Annotated in this window: 16 protein-coding genes; 10 read left to right on the plus strand and 6 right to left on the minus strand. The window is 63.9% G+C overall.

The annotated features are described in order from the left end of the window. The first annotated feature begins 8 nt into the window (after positions 1-8). The 7 genes from A9W99_RS05795 to lpqB all read left to right on the plus strand — a co-directional run bounded on the left by A9W99_RS05795 (position 9) and on the right by lpqB (position 7,458). Positions 9-191, plus strand: coding sequence for a rubredoxin (locus A9W99_RS05795; protein WP_067374718.1), 183 nt, complete (start codon positions 9-11; stop codon positions 189-191). A 41-nt stretch (positions 192-232) separates the two neighbouring features. Beyond that, a complete protein-coding gene (locus tag A9W99_RS05800; protein ID WP_067374783.1) occupies positions 233-838 on the plus strand; it encodes a TetR family transcriptional regulator in 606 nt (201 codons plus the stop codon). Positions 839-930: 92 nt separating this feature from the next. Then, positions 931-2,409 carry an adenosylhomocysteinase gene (gene ahcY, locus A9W99_RS05805; protein WP_067374720.1) on the plus strand — a complete coding sequence of 493 codons (1,479 nt, stop codon included), beginning with the start codon at positions 931-933 and terminating at the stop codon, positions 2,407-2,409. Between the two features lie 92 nt (positions 2,410-2,501). Beyond that, entirely contained in the window at positions 2,502-3,143 is a 642-nt protein-coding gene (locus tag A9W99_RS05810) for a dTMP kinase (RefSeq protein WP_067374722.1), read from the plus strand. A 103-nt stretch (positions 3,144-3,246) separates the two neighbouring features. After that, entirely contained in the window at positions 3,247-3,933 is a 687-nt protein-coding gene (mtrA, locus tag A9W99_RS05815; protein WP_067237492.1) for a two-component system response regulator MtrA, read from the plus strand. Between the two features lie 76 nt (positions 3,934-4,009). Further along, on the plus strand, positions 4,010-5,692 hold the full coding sequence (mtrB, locus tag A9W99_RS05820; protein ID WP_067374724.1) for an MtrAB system histidine kinase MtrB: 1,683 nt from the start codon (positions 4,010-4,012) through the stop codon (positions 5,690-5,692). Between the two features lie 20 nt (positions 5,693-5,712). Continuing rightward, complete coding sequence (lpqB, locus tag A9W99_RS05825; protein WP_253869620.1) at positions 5,713-7,458, plus strand: MtrAB system accessory lipoprotein LpqB; 1,746 nt, start codon at positions 5,713-5,715, stop codon at positions 7,456-7,458. Here the strand turns inward: lpqB and A9W99_RS05830 are convergent. From A9W99_RS05830 to A9W99_RS05840, 3 genes are all read right to left on the minus strand, one after another. Continuing rightward, positions 7,447-8,043 carry a class I SAM-dependent methyltransferase gene (locus A9W99_RS05830; protein WP_156622955.1) on the minus strand — a complete coding sequence of 199 codons (597 nt, stop codon included), beginning with the start codon at positions 8,041-8,043 and terminating at the stop codon, positions 7,447-7,449. The two genes, lpqB and A9W99_RS05830, sit on opposite strands and share 12 nt — an antisense overlap. Positions 8,044-8,115: 72 nt before the next feature. After that, positions 8,116-8,502, minus strand: a complete 387-nt coding sequence (locus A9W99_RS05835; protein WP_067374730.1) for a methyltransferase dimerization domain-containing protein — start codon at positions 8,500-8,502, stop codon at positions 8,116-8,118. A 2-nt stretch (positions 8,503-8,504) separates the two neighbouring features. Beyond that, positions 8,505-8,921, minus strand: coding sequence for a BBE domain-containing protein (locus A9W99_RS05840; RefSeq protein WP_067374732.1), 417 nt, complete (start codon positions 8,919-8,921; stop codon positions 8,505-8,507). Positions 8,922-9,244: 323 nt separating this feature from the next. Here A9W99_RS05840 and A9W99_RS05845 point away from each other — a divergent pair, with 323 nt between their 5' ends. Beyond that, entirely contained in the window at positions 9,245-10,315 is a 1,071-nt protein-coding gene (locus A9W99_RS05845) for an AraC family transcriptional regulator (protein ID WP_067374734.1), read from the plus strand. Positions 10,316-11,059: 744 nt separating this feature from the next. Beyond that, complete coding sequence (locus A9W99_RS05850) at positions 11,060-12,100, plus strand: AraC family transcriptional regulator (RefSeq protein ID WP_172828813.1); 1,041 nt, start codon at positions 11,060-11,062, stop codon at positions 12,098-12,100. 34 nt (positions 12,101-12,134) lie between these two features. Here A9W99_RS05850 and A9W99_RS27695 read toward each other — a convergent pair whose 3' ends face one another. From A9W99_RS27695 to A9W99_RS05860, 3 genes are all read right to left on the minus strand, one after another. Further along, a complete protein-coding gene (locus A9W99_RS27695) occupies positions 12,135-12,527 on the minus strand; it encodes a hotdog domain-containing protein (RefSeq protein WP_156622958.1) in 393 nt (130 codons plus the stop codon). Positions 12,528-12,673: 146 nt separating this feature from the next. Next, a complete protein-coding gene (locus tag A9W99_RS05855; protein WP_067374738.1) occupies positions 12,674-13,741 on the minus strand; it encodes an LLM class flavin-dependent oxidoreductase in 1,068 nt (355 codons plus the stop codon). A 70-nt stretch (positions 13,742-13,811) separates the two neighbouring features. Then, on the minus strand, positions 13,812-14,852 hold the full coding sequence (locus tag A9W99_RS05860) for an AraC family transcriptional regulator (RefSeq protein ID WP_371514926.1): 1,041 nt from the start codon (positions 14,850-14,852) through the stop codon (positions 13,812-13,814). 188 nt (positions 14,853-15,040) lie between these two features. Between A9W99_RS05860 and A9W99_RS05865 the strand changes: the two genes are divergently transcribed. Further along, entirely contained in the window at positions 15,041-15,982 is a 942-nt protein-coding gene (locus A9W99_RS05865) for a R2-like ligand-binding oxidase (protein ID WP_067374742.1), read from the plus strand. Positions 15,983-16,148: the final 166 nt, after the last annotated feature.

Raw genomic sequence — 16,148 nt, forward strand, 5'->3', positions numbered from 1 at the left:
GCAATCAAATGAGTGACTACAAGCTGTATCAGTGCGTGCAGTGCGGCTTCGAGTACGACGAGGCCCTGGGCTGGCCGGAAGACGGCATCGCACCCGGCACCCGCTGGGACGACATCCCCGAGGACTGGAGCTGCCCGGACTGCGGCGCCGCCAAGTCGGACTTCGTGATGGTCGAGGTGGCCCGCCCGTGATCAGCGCCGGCGCCGAGCCCAAAACCGATAGTGTCGCGGCTGTGAAGCGTATTCCTTACGCCGAGGCGTCGCGGGCGCTGTTGCGTGACTCGGTGCTGGATGCGATGCGTGACCTGCTGCTGACCCGAGACTGGTCTGCGATCACGCTGTCGGACGTGGCGCGCGCCGCGGGCATCAGCAGGCAGACCATCTACAACGAGTTCGGCTCGCGGCAGGGCCTGGCGCAGGGTTACGCCCTGCGCCTGGCCGACCGCCTCGTCGACACCGTCAGGGGCGGCCTGGAGGCCAACGTCGGCAACATCTACCAATCGTTCCTGGAGGGGTTTCGGGCCTTCTTCGTCGAGTCGGCGGCGGACCCGTTGGTGATGTCGCTGCTGACCGGCGTCGCCAAGCCCGACCTGCTGCAGCTGATCACCACCGACAGCGGGCCCATCATCACCCGATCGTCGGCCCGGCTGGCCACGGCCTTCACTCAGACCTGGTTGACCACCAGCGACGATGACGCCAACATGCTGGCGCGCACACTCGTGCGGCTGTGCCTGAGCTACGTCTCGATGCCGCCGGAGTCGGACCACGACGTCGCGGCCGACCTGGCCCGGTTGATGACGCCGTTCGCGGAGCGCCACGGGGTCATCAACGTCCCGTGACCGGCACGCGTGGGTGCCGGGACTAGAGTGGCTGACGCTAACGAACTCCGGCCTCTAGCCCGCAAAAGCCCCAAAGAAGGACGAACACCCCTATGACGACGACCGAAAATGCGCTGACCCCCGACGTTCTCAACGGGATCGACTTCAAGATCGCCGATCTGTCGCTGGCGGATTTCGGCCGTAAGGAACTCGATCTCGCCGAGTACGAGATGCCCGGCCTGATGTCTCTGCGCCGCGAATACGCCGAGGTGCAGCCGCTGAAGGGGGCCCGCATCTCGGGCTCGCTGCACATGACCGTGCAGACCGCGGTGCTGATCGAAACCCTGACGTCGCTGGGCGCCGAGGTGCGGTGGGCCTCCTGCAACATCTTCTCGACGCAGGATCACGCGGCCGCCGCCGTCGTCGTCGGCCCGCATGGCACCCCCGAAGAGCCCAAGGGTGTCCCGGTGTTCGCCTGGAAGGGCGAGACGCTCGAAGAGTACTGGTGGTGCGCCGAGCAGATGCTGACCTGGCCGGACCCCGACAAGCCGGCAAATATGATCCTGGACGACGGCGGCGACGCCACCATGATGGTGTTGCGCGGCATGCAGTACGAGACGGCCGGCGTGGTGCCGCCCGCCGAGGAAGACGACTCCGCCGAATGGAAGGTCTTCCTAAACGTGCTGCGCCAGCGCTTCGAAACCGACAAGACCAAGTGGACCAAGATCGCCGATTCGGTCAAGGGCGTCACCGAGGAAACCACCACCGGGGTGCTGCGGCTGTATCAGTTCGCCGCGGCCGGGGATCTGGCCTTCCCGGCGATCAACGTCAACGACTCGGTGACCAAGTCCAAGTTCGACAACAAGTACGGCACCCGGCACTCGCTGATCGACGGCATCAACCGCGGCACCGACGCCCTGATCGGCGGCAAGAACGTGTTGATCTGCGGCTACGGCGACGTGGGTAAGGGCTGCGCGGAGGCGGCCAAAGGCCAGGGTGCGCGGGTCAGCGTCACCGAGATCGACCCGATCAACGCGTTGCAGGCGATGATGGAGGGCTTCCCGGTGGTGACCGTCGAGGAGGCCATCGGTGAGGCCGACATCGTGGTGACCGCGACCGGCAATAAGGACATCATTTCGCTGGAGCACATGAGGGCCATGAAGGACCACGCCATCTTGGGCAACATCGGCCACTTCGACAACGAGATACAGATGGCCGCGCTGGAGCGGTCCGGGGCGACGAAGCTCAACATCAAGCCGCAGGTCGATTTGTGGACGTTCGGTGACACCGGCAAGGCGATCATCGTGCTGTCCGAGGGCCGCCTGCTGAACCTGGGCAACGCCACCGGCCACCCGTCGTTCGTGATGAGCAACAGCTTCGCCAACCAGGTGATCGCGCAGATCGAGCTGTGGACCAAGAACGACGAATACGACAACGAGGTATACCGGCTGCCCAAGCACCTCGACGAGAAGGTGGCCCGCATCCACGTCGAGGCGCTCGGCGGTCACCTCACCAAGCTGACCAAGGACCAGGCCGAATATCTCGGCGTCGACGTCGAAGGCCCCTACAAGCCGGACCACTACCGCTACTAGGCGCTTTCAGGGCACGAGTGCGCGGCCAGCCGCACGTTCGACATCGAGTGTGCGGCCAGTCGCACACTCAGGGGCGGCGTTAGGCTCGCGCGATGCTGATCGCGATCGAAGGCGTTGACGGCGCCGGCAAGCGCACGCTGTCCGACGGGTTGCGCACCGCCTTCGAGGCCGACGGGAAGTCGGTGGCCACGCTGGCCTTCCCGCGATATGGCCAGTCGATACCGGCCGACATCGCCGCGGAGGCCCTGCACGGCGAGCACGGTGACCTCGCGTCGTCGGTGTATGCGATGGCGATGCTGTTCGCGCTCGACCGCGCCGGCGCCGTCGAACAGATCGGGCAACTGCGCCGCGAGCACGATGTCGTGATCCTGGATCGCTACGTCGCCTCCAACGCTGCATACAGCGCGGCCCGCCTGCACCAGGACGCGGCCGGGGAGGCGGCGGCCTGGGTACAGCGGATCGAATACCAGCGATTCGGGGTGCCCGCGCCCGACTGCCAGGTGCTGCTCGCGGTGCCCGCCGAACTCGCCGGGCAGCGGGCCCGCAGCCGGGCCGAGATCGAGCCGGGCCGGGTCCGCGACAGCTACGAACGCGACGACGGACTTCAGCAGCGCACCGGCGCGGTGTACGCCGGCCTGGCCGCCGCCGGCTGGGGCGGACCGTGGCTGATCGTCGACGCGGACGTCGATCCGGGCCGTTTGGCGACCACCTTGACCCGTGGCGGGCTCATCTGAGGCCGCCCGGAGCCCGGATTTGGGCGATATTTGCCCTTCGAAGCAACAAGCCGCCACGAAACGCCCGTGTGGTAGCCCAGTTTTGTCCCGATCTGGTGACACCATGGACAGCATGAGGCAAAGGATTCTCGTCGTCGATGACGACGCTTCGCTGGCGGAGATGCTGACCATCGTGCTGCGCGGGGAGGGCTTCGACACCGCGGTCGTCGGCGACGGCACCCAGGCCCTGACCGCGGTACGCGAGCTGCGTCCCGATTTGGTGCTGCTGGACTTGATGCTGCCCGGCATGAACGGCATCGACGTGTGCCGGGTATTGCGTGCGGACTCCGGCGTCCCGATCGTGATGCTGACCGCCAAGACCGACACCGTGGACGTGGTGCTGGGCCTGGAGTCAGGGGCCGACGACTACATCATGAAGCCGTTCAAGCCCAAGGAGCTGGTCGCGCGAGTGCGGGCACGGCTGCGGCGAAACGACGACGAGCCGGCCGAGATGCTGTCCATCGCCGACGTCGAGATCGACGTGCCGGCCCACAAGGTGACTCGCAACGGCGAGCAGATCTCGCTGACACCGCTGGAGTTCGACCTGTTGGTCGCGTTGGCGCGTAAACCCCGCCAGGTGTTTACTCGTGATGTGCTGCTCGAACAGGTATGGGGATACCGGCACCCGGCGGATACCCGCCTGGTGAACGTGCACGTCCAGCGTCTGCGCGCCAAGGTCGAGAAAGACCCGGAGAACCCGACTGTGGTTCTCACCGTTCGAGGAGTGGGATACAAGGCCGGACCTCCGTGACCTGCCCTGCAGACGATGCATGGCGCTCGGGGCACCCCAGCTTGCGAGGGGACGACTTTGAGGGGGACCGGCGCCGGTGACGTGGGGCTCACGGCGGCGCACACGCGGTCGTTGGGGGCGATCGGGTCCCATGGCACGCGGCATGAGCGCGCTGAGCCGGGCCGTGAGCGTTGCCTGGCGGCGATCGCTACAGCTGCGAGTCGTTTCGCTGACGCTTGGACTGTCGCTGGCCGTGATCTTGGCGCTGGGCTTCGTGCTGACCAGCCAGCTCACCAATCGGGTGCTCGACGTCAAGGTCAAAGCCGCCATCGAGCAGATCGAGCGGGCGCGAACCACGGTCAGTGGGATCGTCAACGGCGAGGAGACCCGCTCGCTGGACAGCAGCCTGCAGCTGGCCCGTAACACCCTGACCTCCAAAACCGACCCGGCCTCGGCCGTCGGCCTCGCCGGAGCGTTCGACGCGGTGCTGATGGTGCCAGGCGACGGCCCGCGCGCGGCGACCACCGCAGGGCCCGTCGAGCAGGTGCCCGGCTCGTTGCGCGGCTTCGTCAAGGCCGGGCAAGCAGCCTACCAATACGCCACCGTGCACACCGAGGGCTACAGCGGGCCGGCGCTGATCATCGGCACGCCGACGTCGTCGCGGGTGGCCAACCTCGAGCTCTACCTGATCTTTCCGCTCAAGAACGAGCAGGCCACGGTCACGCTGGTGCGCGGCACGATGGCCACCGGCGGCCTGGTGCTGCTGGTGCTGTTCGCCGGCATCGCGATCCTGGTCTCGCGCCAGGTGGTGGTGCCGGTGCGGTCGGCGTCGCGGATCGCCGAGCGGTTCGCCGAAGGGCATCTGTCCGAACGGATGCCGGTGCGAGGTGAGGACGACATGGCGCGGCTGGCGGTCTCGTTCAACGACATGGCCGAGAGCCTGTCCCGGCAGATCGCCCAGCTGGAGGAGTTCGGTAACCTGCAGCGCCGCTTCACCTCCGACGTCAGCCACGAGCTGCGGACACCGCTGACCACCGTGCGGATGGCCGCCGACTTGATCTACGACCACAGCTCCGACCTCGATCCCACACTGCGGCGCTCCACCGAGCTGATGGTCAACGAGCTGGACCGGTTCGAGACCCTGCTCAACGACCTGCTGGAGATTTCCCGGCACGACGCCGGTGTGGCCGAGTTGTCCGTTGAGGCAGTGGACCTGCGCACCACCGTCAACAGCGCGCTGGGCAATGTCGGCCACTTGGCCGAGGAGGCGGGCATCACGCTGCGGGTCGACCTGCCCACCGAGGAGGTGATCGCCGAGGTCGACGCCCGCCGGGTGGAGCGGATCCTGCGCAACCTGATCGCCAACGCCATCGACCACGCCGAGCACCAGCCGGTGGACATCAGGATGGCCGCCGACGAAGACACGGTGGCCGTCACCGTCCGCGACTACGGGGTGGGGCTGCGGCCCGGCGAGGAGAAGCTGGTGTTCAGCCGGTTCTGGCGTTCGGACCCGTCGCGGGTACGGCGCTCCGGCGGCACCGGGCTGGGTCTGGCGATCAGCATCGAGGACGCCCGGCTGCACCAGGGCCGGCTGGAAGCGTGGGGCGAGCCGGGCGAAGGCGCCTGCTTCCGGCTGACGCTTCCCCTGTTCCGGGGTCACAAGGTCACCACCAGCCCGCTGCCCATGAAACCGATCCCCCAGACGCCTGCCCAACCGCCGCAGGCTGCCGGGCCGTCGCGCCAAGAGCGTCAGCGTGAGCACGCCGAACGGAGTGGGTGATGCGACGGTTGCTGACGACGATGCGGCTGGTTTGCGCGGCCGTCCTGCTCGCCGGTTGCGCGGGAGTGCCAAGTTCGTCGGCCCCGCAGGCCATCGGCACCATCGAGCGACCGGCGCCGTCGAATCTGCCCAAGCCCACCCCGGGCATGGATCCCGACGTGCTGCTGCGCGAATTCCTCAAGGCCACCGCCGACCCCGCCAACCGGCATCTGGCGGCGCGCCAGTTCCTCACCCAATCGGCCTCCAACTCCTGGGACGACGCCGGTAGCGCACTGCTGATCGACCATGTGGTTTTCGTCGAAACCCGTGCCGCCGAACGTGTTACGGCGTCGATGCGGGCCGACATCCTGGGCTCGCTGTCCGACGTGGGGGTGTTCGAGACCGCCGAGGGTGTGCTGCCCGACCCCGGTCAGATCGAATTGGTCAAGACGTCGGGTGGCTGGCGAATCGACCGTCTGCCCAACGGGGTCTTCCTGGACTGGCAACAATTTCAGGCGACGTACAAACGCAACACCCTGTATTTCGCCGACCCCACCGGCAAGACCGTGGTTCCCGACCCGCGCTATGTCGCGGTGTCCGACCATGACCAGCTGGCCACCGAACTCGTCTCCAAACTGCTGGCCGGGCCGCGCCCGGAGATGGCGCGCACCGTGCGCAACCTGCTGGCCCCGCCACTGCGGCTGCGCGGACCGGTAACCCGGGCCGACGGAGGCAAGAACGGCATCGGCAGCGGCTACGGCGGGGCGCGGATCGATCTGGAGAAACTGACCACCACCGATCCGCACAGCAGGCAATTGCTTGCCGCACAGATCATTTGGACCCTGGCGCGGGCCGACATCCGCGGGCCGTACGTGATCAACGCCGACGGAGCTCCGCTGGACGACAGGTTCGCCGAGGGGTGGAACACCTCCGATGTCGCCGCCACCGACCCGGGTGTGGCCGACGGCGCCGGCGCGGGCCTGCACGCGCTGGTGAACGGATCATTGGTCGGAGTGGACGCACAGCGCGTCACTCCGCTGGCCGGGGCCTTCGGACGCATGGGCGACCAGACGGGTGCGGCCCTGTCGCGCAGTGGGCGCCAGGTGGCATCCGTGGTGACGCTGCGACGCGGCGCCCCGGACATGGCCGCTTCGTTGTGGATCGGAGACCTCGGGGGCGAGGCCGTCCAGTCCGCCGACGGGCACAGCCTCTCGCGCCCCAGCTGGGCGCTGGACGACGCCGTCTGGGTGGTGGTCGACTCCAACAATGTGCTGCGGGCGATCCCGGAGCCGGCGTCGGGACAGCCGGCGCGTATCCCGGTCGATTCCGCGGCGGTGGCCAGCCGCTTTCCGGGGCCGATCACCGATCTGCAGCTGTCCCGGGACGGGACCCGCGCCGCGATGGTGATCGCCGGGGAAGTGATCCTGGCGGGCGTCGAGCAGACCCAGGCCGGCCAGTTCGCGCTGACCTATCCGCGGCGGCTGGGGTTTGGGTTGGGTGCCTCGGTGGTGTCGCTGTACTGGCGAACCGGCGACGACATCGTGGTGACCCGCAACGATGCCACTCACCCGGTGTCTTATGTGAACCTCGATGGGGTGAACTCCGATGCGCCGGCCCGCGGGTTGGCGATTCCGCTGTTCTCGATCGCGGCCAACCCGTCGACGGTCTACGTCGGAGCCCCGCAAGGAGTGCTGCAGTATTCGGCCTCGGTTGCCGAAAGCCAGCAGGGCTGGCTGGAGGTGCCCGGGCTGATGGCGCCGGGCGCGGCACCGGTATTACCTGGCTGACTTAGGCTTCGTGGCGAGCTGTAGACCGAGATTGCCGCTCCTCAGGGGAATCGGTTCCGGCGCCGGTCGCAACCCTGCATCGCGCTGCCACTCGGCGATTTGACGCGCTGTCCAGGTACCGGATCGACTTGTCATGCCGAAGTAGAGTTCGCTCAATGCGCTGAACTGACCCATGCCGTCGCCGTGTTCGGTTCGGATGGGTTCGATGACCGCGAGGACGCCGCCCGGCCGCAATGCCCGACTCAACCGGGCTAACAAGTAGGCGTTCTGCGCCGCGCTGAAGTGGTGTGCGAGGTTGGACAGCAGCGCCAAATCATAGGTCTCGATACCGAATTCGTGCGTCAACGCGTCAGCTTCAAGATGCACGACACGATTGCCCATCTTCTCGGCAGCCAGCAGCGGTGCGGCCCCCCTGACCGCCTCAGGCAGGTCTAGTACCACCGATCGCAAGCAGGTATGAAGCCGGCAGAGTGCGACCGAATAGTAGCCATGTGAGCCGCCGATATCGATCATGTCGGATGCGCCGCACGGGACCGGAATAGTCTGTGCGGCTTGTGATGCCGTCTGGCCGGCCAGCGCGCGCATCGAGCGCTGATAACGGTGCCACTGCTCATCAGTGATGTGCCGGTGCACATCGATGGCGTTGCCTGTGCGCAGCTAGTCTTCGAGGTGGTCCATCAGATCCCACTCGTCGAACGCGAACAGCACGGTGTCGACGAGCGAGTCGGGAGTTCCCGCCAGCAGGCAGTGACGCGCCATTGGCGTCAACGCGTATTGGCCATTGTGGACATACACGTAGCCGGATCCCGCGAGCGCAGTCAGGAGTTTCTGTGTTGCTTCTGGGTCGGTTCGACAGCGGTTGGCGATTTCCGTGACGGTCTCGGCCTGCCGATCCAATGATTCGAAGACACCAAGCTTGGTTGCCGCCATGACCGTACGGGCAAGACCGAATGCGTAGTGGGTTTCAAAGAATGGCACTGGCACCCGTATAGACGCCAGGGCTTCCCGTTCTTCCGGGTTGTCCGGAACCAAGCCGAGGCGCATGGTCACTCGGTTGCCTTGGCAGGCAGAATGTTTGGATTACTGCAGAATATGTTGTCCGGATCGTATTTGGTCTTGATCACTGCCAGCCGTTCGTATTTCCCGCCGCGGTAAGCGTCCTGGACTCGGTCGCCGTCGTCGACAGCCATGAAATTCGAGCACAAGCCGCCGGTCTGCCAGCGTCCCAGCACGTTGATGAGGTAATCAGACTGACGGTCAGTGAATGCGGTGTCGTCTTCGCGAAGCCCATCCTGGGCGCCGCGTTGATAACCGAACTCGATGGCCGAGAGCTCGTTGGGCAATCGTGTTGCTGACTCGACGAGACTTTCGATGCAGCCGCTGATTTCGTCGAGGGAACCGCCCTTGGCAACATCTGTGTCGGTAGCGCACCGAAGCACTACCGCGGGGTTGCGCTCAATCATGTAGTTCCCGATTCGACGTTGGAACTGGAGTGAGGATGGCGCGGATTCACCACGTCACCGACGAGCCGACTGTTTAGCGCGCTCAGCTCTTGATCTGAAAAGGACTGGGCGGAAAGAGATTCCTTCCTGCTCACGGGCTTGCCGCTGGTGTCGACGATGGTTTGGATAGCACGATCCCGACGGTAGTGGGATACCCGCCGGACGCCCTAGCCGATTAGCGCAATGCTCTGGACGGAGCGCGCAGAGTGGTGCTCGCGGCCTAGCGCGGCAAATTCAGCGGAGCTAGCGTTGCGTGCGCCGCGCGAAGAGGGGATCTGCAGACGGTGAGCGAAGGCGACCCAGCGACGGAAGGACCGACTGCCGACACTGCCGATTCGCGCCTATGGACGCCGGCCAAGGGGTTCGACGACTTTGCCCTGGTGTGCTGCGGCCAACCTCACCTACATCTGCTGAGTGATCCCGACGAATTCTCTCTTATTCAGCGGGTGGGCCGGATGGGTTTCGTCACGGTCTCCGAAATCGTCCTCGGCGCCGATATTTCAATGGACGCCGGCGAAATGTGCGGTGCCTATCGAATTGTTGTTCCGCTGTCCGGCCGCGTCCAGGGTGTGTATCGGGGATCGTCTCTCACCACCGGGCCCGGCGTGGCCTCCGTGTATGGGCCGGAGGGCCACACTGCAGGGCATTGGACGGCTGGCACCAGATTGATCTCTTTGAAAGTGGACCGATCGGCTGTCGATGATGCGCTCAGCGATGCACTTGGTCGGCATGTGACGGCTCAACCCGACTTCGCGCCCGTCATGCCGACAAATTCGACAACTACCCGTAGCTGGATCAACATGGTGATGCTGCTCAAGGAGCAGTTGTTCCGGCCAGAAACCGTACTGAACCAACCGCTGGTCGGCTTGCCATTCGTCGACAGCCTGGTGCGGGGGTTCCTGCTCGCCGCGGAGCACCTCCACCGGGACGCCCTCTTCAGAGATGAACGGACGGGTGCACCCCGCGCTATTCGTAAGGCGATCGAAATCATTGAAGAGGAAGCAGATTCGCCCTTGACGCTGTCCTCGATCGCCGCGCGTTGTCATGTCAGTGTTCGATCACTACAGCATGGCTTCCGACGTCATTTGAGCACTTCCCCGATGGCTTATCTGCGCGAGGTCCGACTGCGCCGGGCCCACCAGACGTTGCTCAGGGCCGATCCGTCGGCGGTTACGGTGGCCTCGATTGCGTATCAATGGGGTTTCAGCAACCTCGGCCGGTTCGCGGCCGCCCATGGGGCTCGCTATGGTGAGACGCCGACCGAGACCTTGCACCGCAGTGCTTCCGGGCTTGCCGCTGCTGCACCGACTCTGCGTGAATTGGGCACAACCTCGCGCAGGGAGGCGATCCGGTGAGTCGGGAGTGGACCATAGCCTCGTCGCCGTGGATGCCATAAGCCTACGGGGGGTTCAACCCAAAGGCGTTGTCGGCATAGGTTGTTCGATTGACAACCAGATGCTGAAGTCCTCAGCCCCGTGTTGGTAGCCCGGGCGGCGGGGACTTGGTCGTCAGTCGGTGATTGGGTGGGCCCGGCACGCCGACTAGCCAGATTGCGCACGTTTATGCCCAGATTGCGCAAATTTGTGGCAGCGGGATATCGAACCGGTTCCGGCGGCGCTAGCGTGGAATGCGGAATGTGGATGAGATATTACTACAGAAAGTGAGTGAGGCGACGGAGTGGCGGAACGGCCCACAGTGGATGCTTCCGGTATGCATACCTGCGCGACAACAGGATTCGATAATTTTGGATTTTCGTGCTGCGGCGAGCGCGACCTCCATTTGGTGAGAGATTCCGAATCATTCGTCCTCACGCAGCGGGCGGGCCGCATAGGGTCGGTCACCCTGGCTAAAGTCGTCGGGTCTGATATGTCGATGGATTGCGGACAGCGCTGGTATTTGCACGAGGTGCGATTGCGTGGAGTACACCAGAGCTTGCTCGAGTCTGATCCATCGACAGTCACCGTGGCCTCCGTTGCTTGCCATGGGGGTTTCGCCAATCTCGGCCGGTTCGCCGCCGCCCACAATGCCCGGTACGGTGAACCGCCGCTGAAGACATTGCGTCGCAGGACGTTCAGCGCAGGACGAAGAAGCCGATGCGGATGAGAGAGCAGAACGCGCCGGCTGTCCGGCCGGATGACGCCAACCCTTGGGTTACCGTGCAGTCGTTGGACGACTTCGGCGAGCTACGCCACAGCAAGTTGGAGTCATCCTGGTGGCCAGATATCGGCCCGCTGGAAGACGCGGGGGGGCTTTCGTTCACCCATCGCAGGCGTCGACTCGGCCCGATTACCGTGCTAGACATTGATTTTCACGATGAAGTCTGGGTGAACGGTGGCGAAATTCGTCCGCATTACCATGTCACTCTGCCGGTCGCGACTTCTTCGGCTGGGATGGATAGCAATGTCCCCCTCGTAGTGGGGCCTGGTTCGGTCGGGGTGTATCGGCCGGAGGGACAAGCCGGCGTCCCTGGTTATGTCGGCCGTTTGCTAGCTGTGATGATCGATCGTTACGCCGTCGAAGACGCTCTCGCAGATGCGATCGGGCGCTCGGTAAGTTCCCAAATTGACTTGGAGCCCTTCATGCGGACCACAAGTCAAGCGGTGCGTAGCTGGATTAACCTGGTGTCGCTGTTCACCGAGCAGCTTTTCCGGCCTAGCAGTATCCTGCATCAGCCAATGGTCGGAATGCCATTCGCGGAGGGTGTAGTCCGCGGCCTGTTGTTAGCCACGGACCACTCATACCGCGCAACCTTGGTAGGCGGGGCGATCGACCCTCCGCCGCGCGCCATCCGCGCGGCGATCGACATCATCGAAACGGAAGCACACCTGCCACTAACCATCTCGGCACTAGCCGCGCGCAGCTATGTGAGTGTGCGCTCCCTGCAGCAAGGCTTCCGAGCACACGTCGGTACTACACCCACGGCGTATTTGCGGGAGGTTCGGCTGCGCCGCGCCCACCAGGACCTAGAGGCCTCCGATCCATCGGTAGATACAGTCGCGTCGGTCGCATTTCGTTGGGGCTTTGCCAATTTGGGACGTTTCGCCGCCGCGCATGCAGCTCGCTATGGTGAGCGACCAGCCATAACTCTGCGCCGGCCGGCCGACCCGGCGATCAGACGACCGTCAAGGTCTATCGCGTAAGTTTTGCTGACGTCAGCCTCGCCGCGCGGGCGTTTTATGCATGCCTTTTGGCGTCTCTGACCAACTGCACGGCGACGGACGCCGAAGCGATTCGCCTTCCTCGATCGCCTGCCAAATCGGCTCTGACCACCGCCGAGCTGGTAATCATCTCTAGTATCCGAGCGGTGGCAATGAAAACACTTCCGGTGCCTGCTCGTAAGTAGTTGACCCGTATTGTCAGCGTATGGCAGACGTGGCTTGTTACGAAGGTACCGCAGTGTGTCGCAGCTTGGTCCAGCATCTCGGCGATTGCCCCACCACTGAGACTTACGAACGAAAAGTATTGGTGTCCGGGCTCATAGGAGATTTGAAGGCACTTGTCTGAACGAGATCCCGATTCGAATCGCGCATTGAGCGACGAAAGATTAGGTGGAAGTGAGCTGTTCACCGCAGCGATCCACTCTGTGTCGGAAAGCGCTGCGCCAGATTCACCGAACAGAACCCGGTAACTGTCCGGTGTCGAGAGCCGAGAATGGTTAATCGTGGTGCTCGCTTGCCTCAACTACTGCGTGACGGCGGTGCTTTCATGATCACTTAGACGTCAGACGTGGCGTGCTGTGCGGATGGCCGCCCATTACTCGGTTGAGCTGGAATCCAGCCCAGCCTCGGTCCCAGTTTCTCGGCCACGTCGGTGATGATTTGCACGTTATCGTCTTCATCGAAGCCGTGGGGCAATGCGAAAGCCATCTCATCTACGCGCTGAAATCCATGATGGGCGTACAGTACATCGGCGATTTCGTCCGATGTACCAACATAATCGGGAGAGACAATCATCCCCCGTGGGCCCTGGGGTTTCAGCGTGCGCTCAGATCGGCTTTCGGCATACGCGCGGTACTTGGCAAGCTGCTTCCGCGTCGCCGAGTCGGTCGGTATTATTACCAAACTTTGTGAGATGCGGGCAGTTTCGGGGCTGGGATGGTGGGTGCGGAAGGCGTCGATATGCCCGGCTTGAATCGTGGCGAAGTCATTTGATTCGGCTCCTTCGCTGCTAACCAGGTTGGCGGTGAGGTAGTTGAGTCCCTGGGTTGCTGCCCACACCGCGGAAATCAACCCACCGCCGTACCAGACCCGCCCGGCCAGACCCGGCGAGTGAGGCTGAACATGACGGTAGAACTCGTCGTTGCCGAAGGTCCCGTGGAAGGCGCTGACGGGATCACCACGCAGACATGCCACAAGTCGTTCAACGCGTGCTTTTGTGAAGTTCTCCAGCTCGTGGGTCTCGGGATACAGCGCCGTCTTGAAGTGTTCGTAAAGCAGGGGAATGCCAACTGAAACGCCCACGTTGAGCCGGCCACCGGACAAGATGTCGACCGTGGCCAAATCTTCGGCCAGCCGTAGAGGGTTCTCCAGGCCGAGCGGAATCACCGCGGTGCCCAACTCGATTCGGCTGGTGCGCTGGCTGGCGGCGGCAAGCAGCGCGATTGGTGAAGAGACTCCCGCTTGAAGATGCCGTTGCCGTACCCAAACACTGTCGAAGCCGAGCGCCTCCGCACGCACCATCATCCGCAGTGTCTCTTCGTGACCAGGTCCCGGATCGGCCTCGTCGAATCGACCTATGGTGAGGAAACCCAGCCTGCGCAAGGCCGTTCCGCGCTCAGGCATGACTTCGACAGTATTGCGGTGGCTGCGGGCCGGCTAGCCGATGCGCGCACTAATCCGGCCAATTTGCGTCCTAGCGCGCAAATGTGTTGCGGTGCAGTGTCTCCGAAGGCGGCTCGCCATATCGCTCGGCGTGCGCAGCGGCGAACCGACCAAGATGAGTGAATCCCCAACGGTGCGCAACTGAGGCCACGGTGACCTCTGAGGGGTCAGACTCCACCAGCGTCTGGTGTGCCCTTCGCAATCGAACTTGCCGCAGATACGCCATCGGCGATGTCCCCAGGTAGCGCTCGAAGCCTTGCTGTAGCGAACGCACACTTACGTGGCAACGTGCGGCGATCGAGGACAGCGTCCACGGCAACTGTGCTTCCGCCTCGATAATGTCGACTGCAGTACGAATCGCGTGAGGTGCGACCAGCCGCGGGTCTTCGATGAGGGCTTCGCGGTGGGCGTGGTCAGCAGCCAATAAGAACCCGTGCACGATGCCGTCGACAACTGGCAACCCGACCATCGGTTGATTGAGAAGACTGTCCGGCCGAAAAAGCTGGTGCGCGAACGTCAATACCATGCTTACCCAGCTCTGCGTCAGCGCCGCCTCGGTTGGCATGGTTTTTGCGAAGTCAGGTTGACGTGTCACCTGCCGACCGAGCGCGTCACGAAGCGCATCATCGACAGCTCTACTGTCGATCTTTATGCCTAGCATCCGGCTGCCCGCTGCCCATCGCGCTACGGCCAGCCCCTCGGGTTGGTATACGGCGACAGTACCGGGGCCGGCGCTCAGCGATGAGCCTCGATAAGTTGCCTCCAGGTGGCCCGACCGCACGAAATTAACGCGATACCCGCTGCACTGCTCACCGGAATCCAGTGACATGTCGGAGCCGGCGACGAGGTCAACGAAGACGATCGGACCCATACGACGGGCCCGCTGCCTAAGCGAAAACGAGTTTGGGTCACTCAAAAGATTGAGGTGCGGATCCGGGCAGCACAGGACGGCGAAATCGTCGAACGCGTCCGCCGTCGTCCATGCACAAGTATCCGAAACGGTAGCTGTCCGTCGGTCCTTCTCGGTCAGCCCTTCCCACCTTCCAAAGCACACCAGTGGGTAACAGTCCACAAAGCACTGATGCCAGAGAGAATATTACCCGCACCGGTCTCGTCGCCGAAGCCGAGTTCGCTCCTGCGCGCGATGGCCAGAGTCCCGCGTGCAGCGGCTAGTCGGTGTCCGAAGGCCCCGTTAGCGTCGGCTGGGTTCCTACCCCTGGGGCACCCTATGTGGTCAGCCCTCTGATCTAAGGAGGTCAGATGACACGGGCACGTTATGGCTCGCTCGATAAGGGCGGTCTCAACTGGGACAGCCTGCCGCTCAGGCTGTTCGCCGGCGGCAGCGCGAAGTTTTGGAATCCCGCCGATATCGACTTGACCCGCGACCGAGCCGACTGGGAAGCGCTGTCCGACCGTGAACGCGACTATGCAGCGCGGCTGTGCGCGCAGTTCGTCGCCGGCGAGGAGGCCGTCACGAAGGATATCCAGCCGTTCATGGCTGCGATGCGGGCCGAAGGGCGGCTGAGCGACGAGATGTATCTGACCCAGTTCGCGTTCGAGGAGGCTAAACACACCCAGGGTTTTCGCATGTGGCTCGATGCCGTTGGAATGAACGAGGACCTGCACGGCTATCTCGACGTGATGCCGGCTTACCGGCAATTATTCAGCGAGGAACTTCCGGACTCGCTGGCGACTCTTACGATCGATCCTTCACCGGCGGCCCAAGTTCGTGCCTCGGTTGTCTACAACCACGTCGTCGAGGGGATGCTTGCGCTGACGGGATACTATGCCTGGCACAAGATTTGCGCGGAGCGTGGCGTTCTTCCCGGTATGCAGGAGCTCGTTCGGCGCATCGGCGACGACGAGCGGCGCCACATGGCATGGGGCACCTTCACTTGTCGACGCCACGTCGCCGCCGACGACGCCAACTGGACGGTGTTCGAAACCAGAATGAACGAGCTCATCCCGCTGGCACTGCGTCTCACCGAAGAAAGCTTTGCAGCCTACGGTAATGACATGCCGTTCGGCTTGTCGCTCGACGAGTTCTTGCAGTATTCCAGCGACAAGGGGATGCGACGATTCGGCACGATCAGCAGCGCCCGGGGGCGACAGGTCGAAGAAATCGATGTGGACTACTCGCCGCTACAACTTGAGGACACCTTCGCTGACGAGGACCAACGGACCCTTAATGCAACGGCGTGACCCGTGTTTCTCAGGGTTTCCGTTGGTCGCTCGCGAACCGCGCCGTCCGGGAAGCACGTAGGGGCCATGAGCGTCAATCGAACGTTTTCGAGATCGGCCGACAGCGTCTGTGCCTTGCGTCATGTCGACGCACGGTTCGGAGCGTGCTACTGGCGCTCGATGCAGT

It is taken from the genome of Mycobacterium sp. 1164966.3 (assembly GCF_001665395.1).
Classification (GTDB): domain Bacteria; phylum Actinomycetota; class Actinomycetes; order Mycobacteriales; family Mycobacteriaceae; genus Mycobacterium.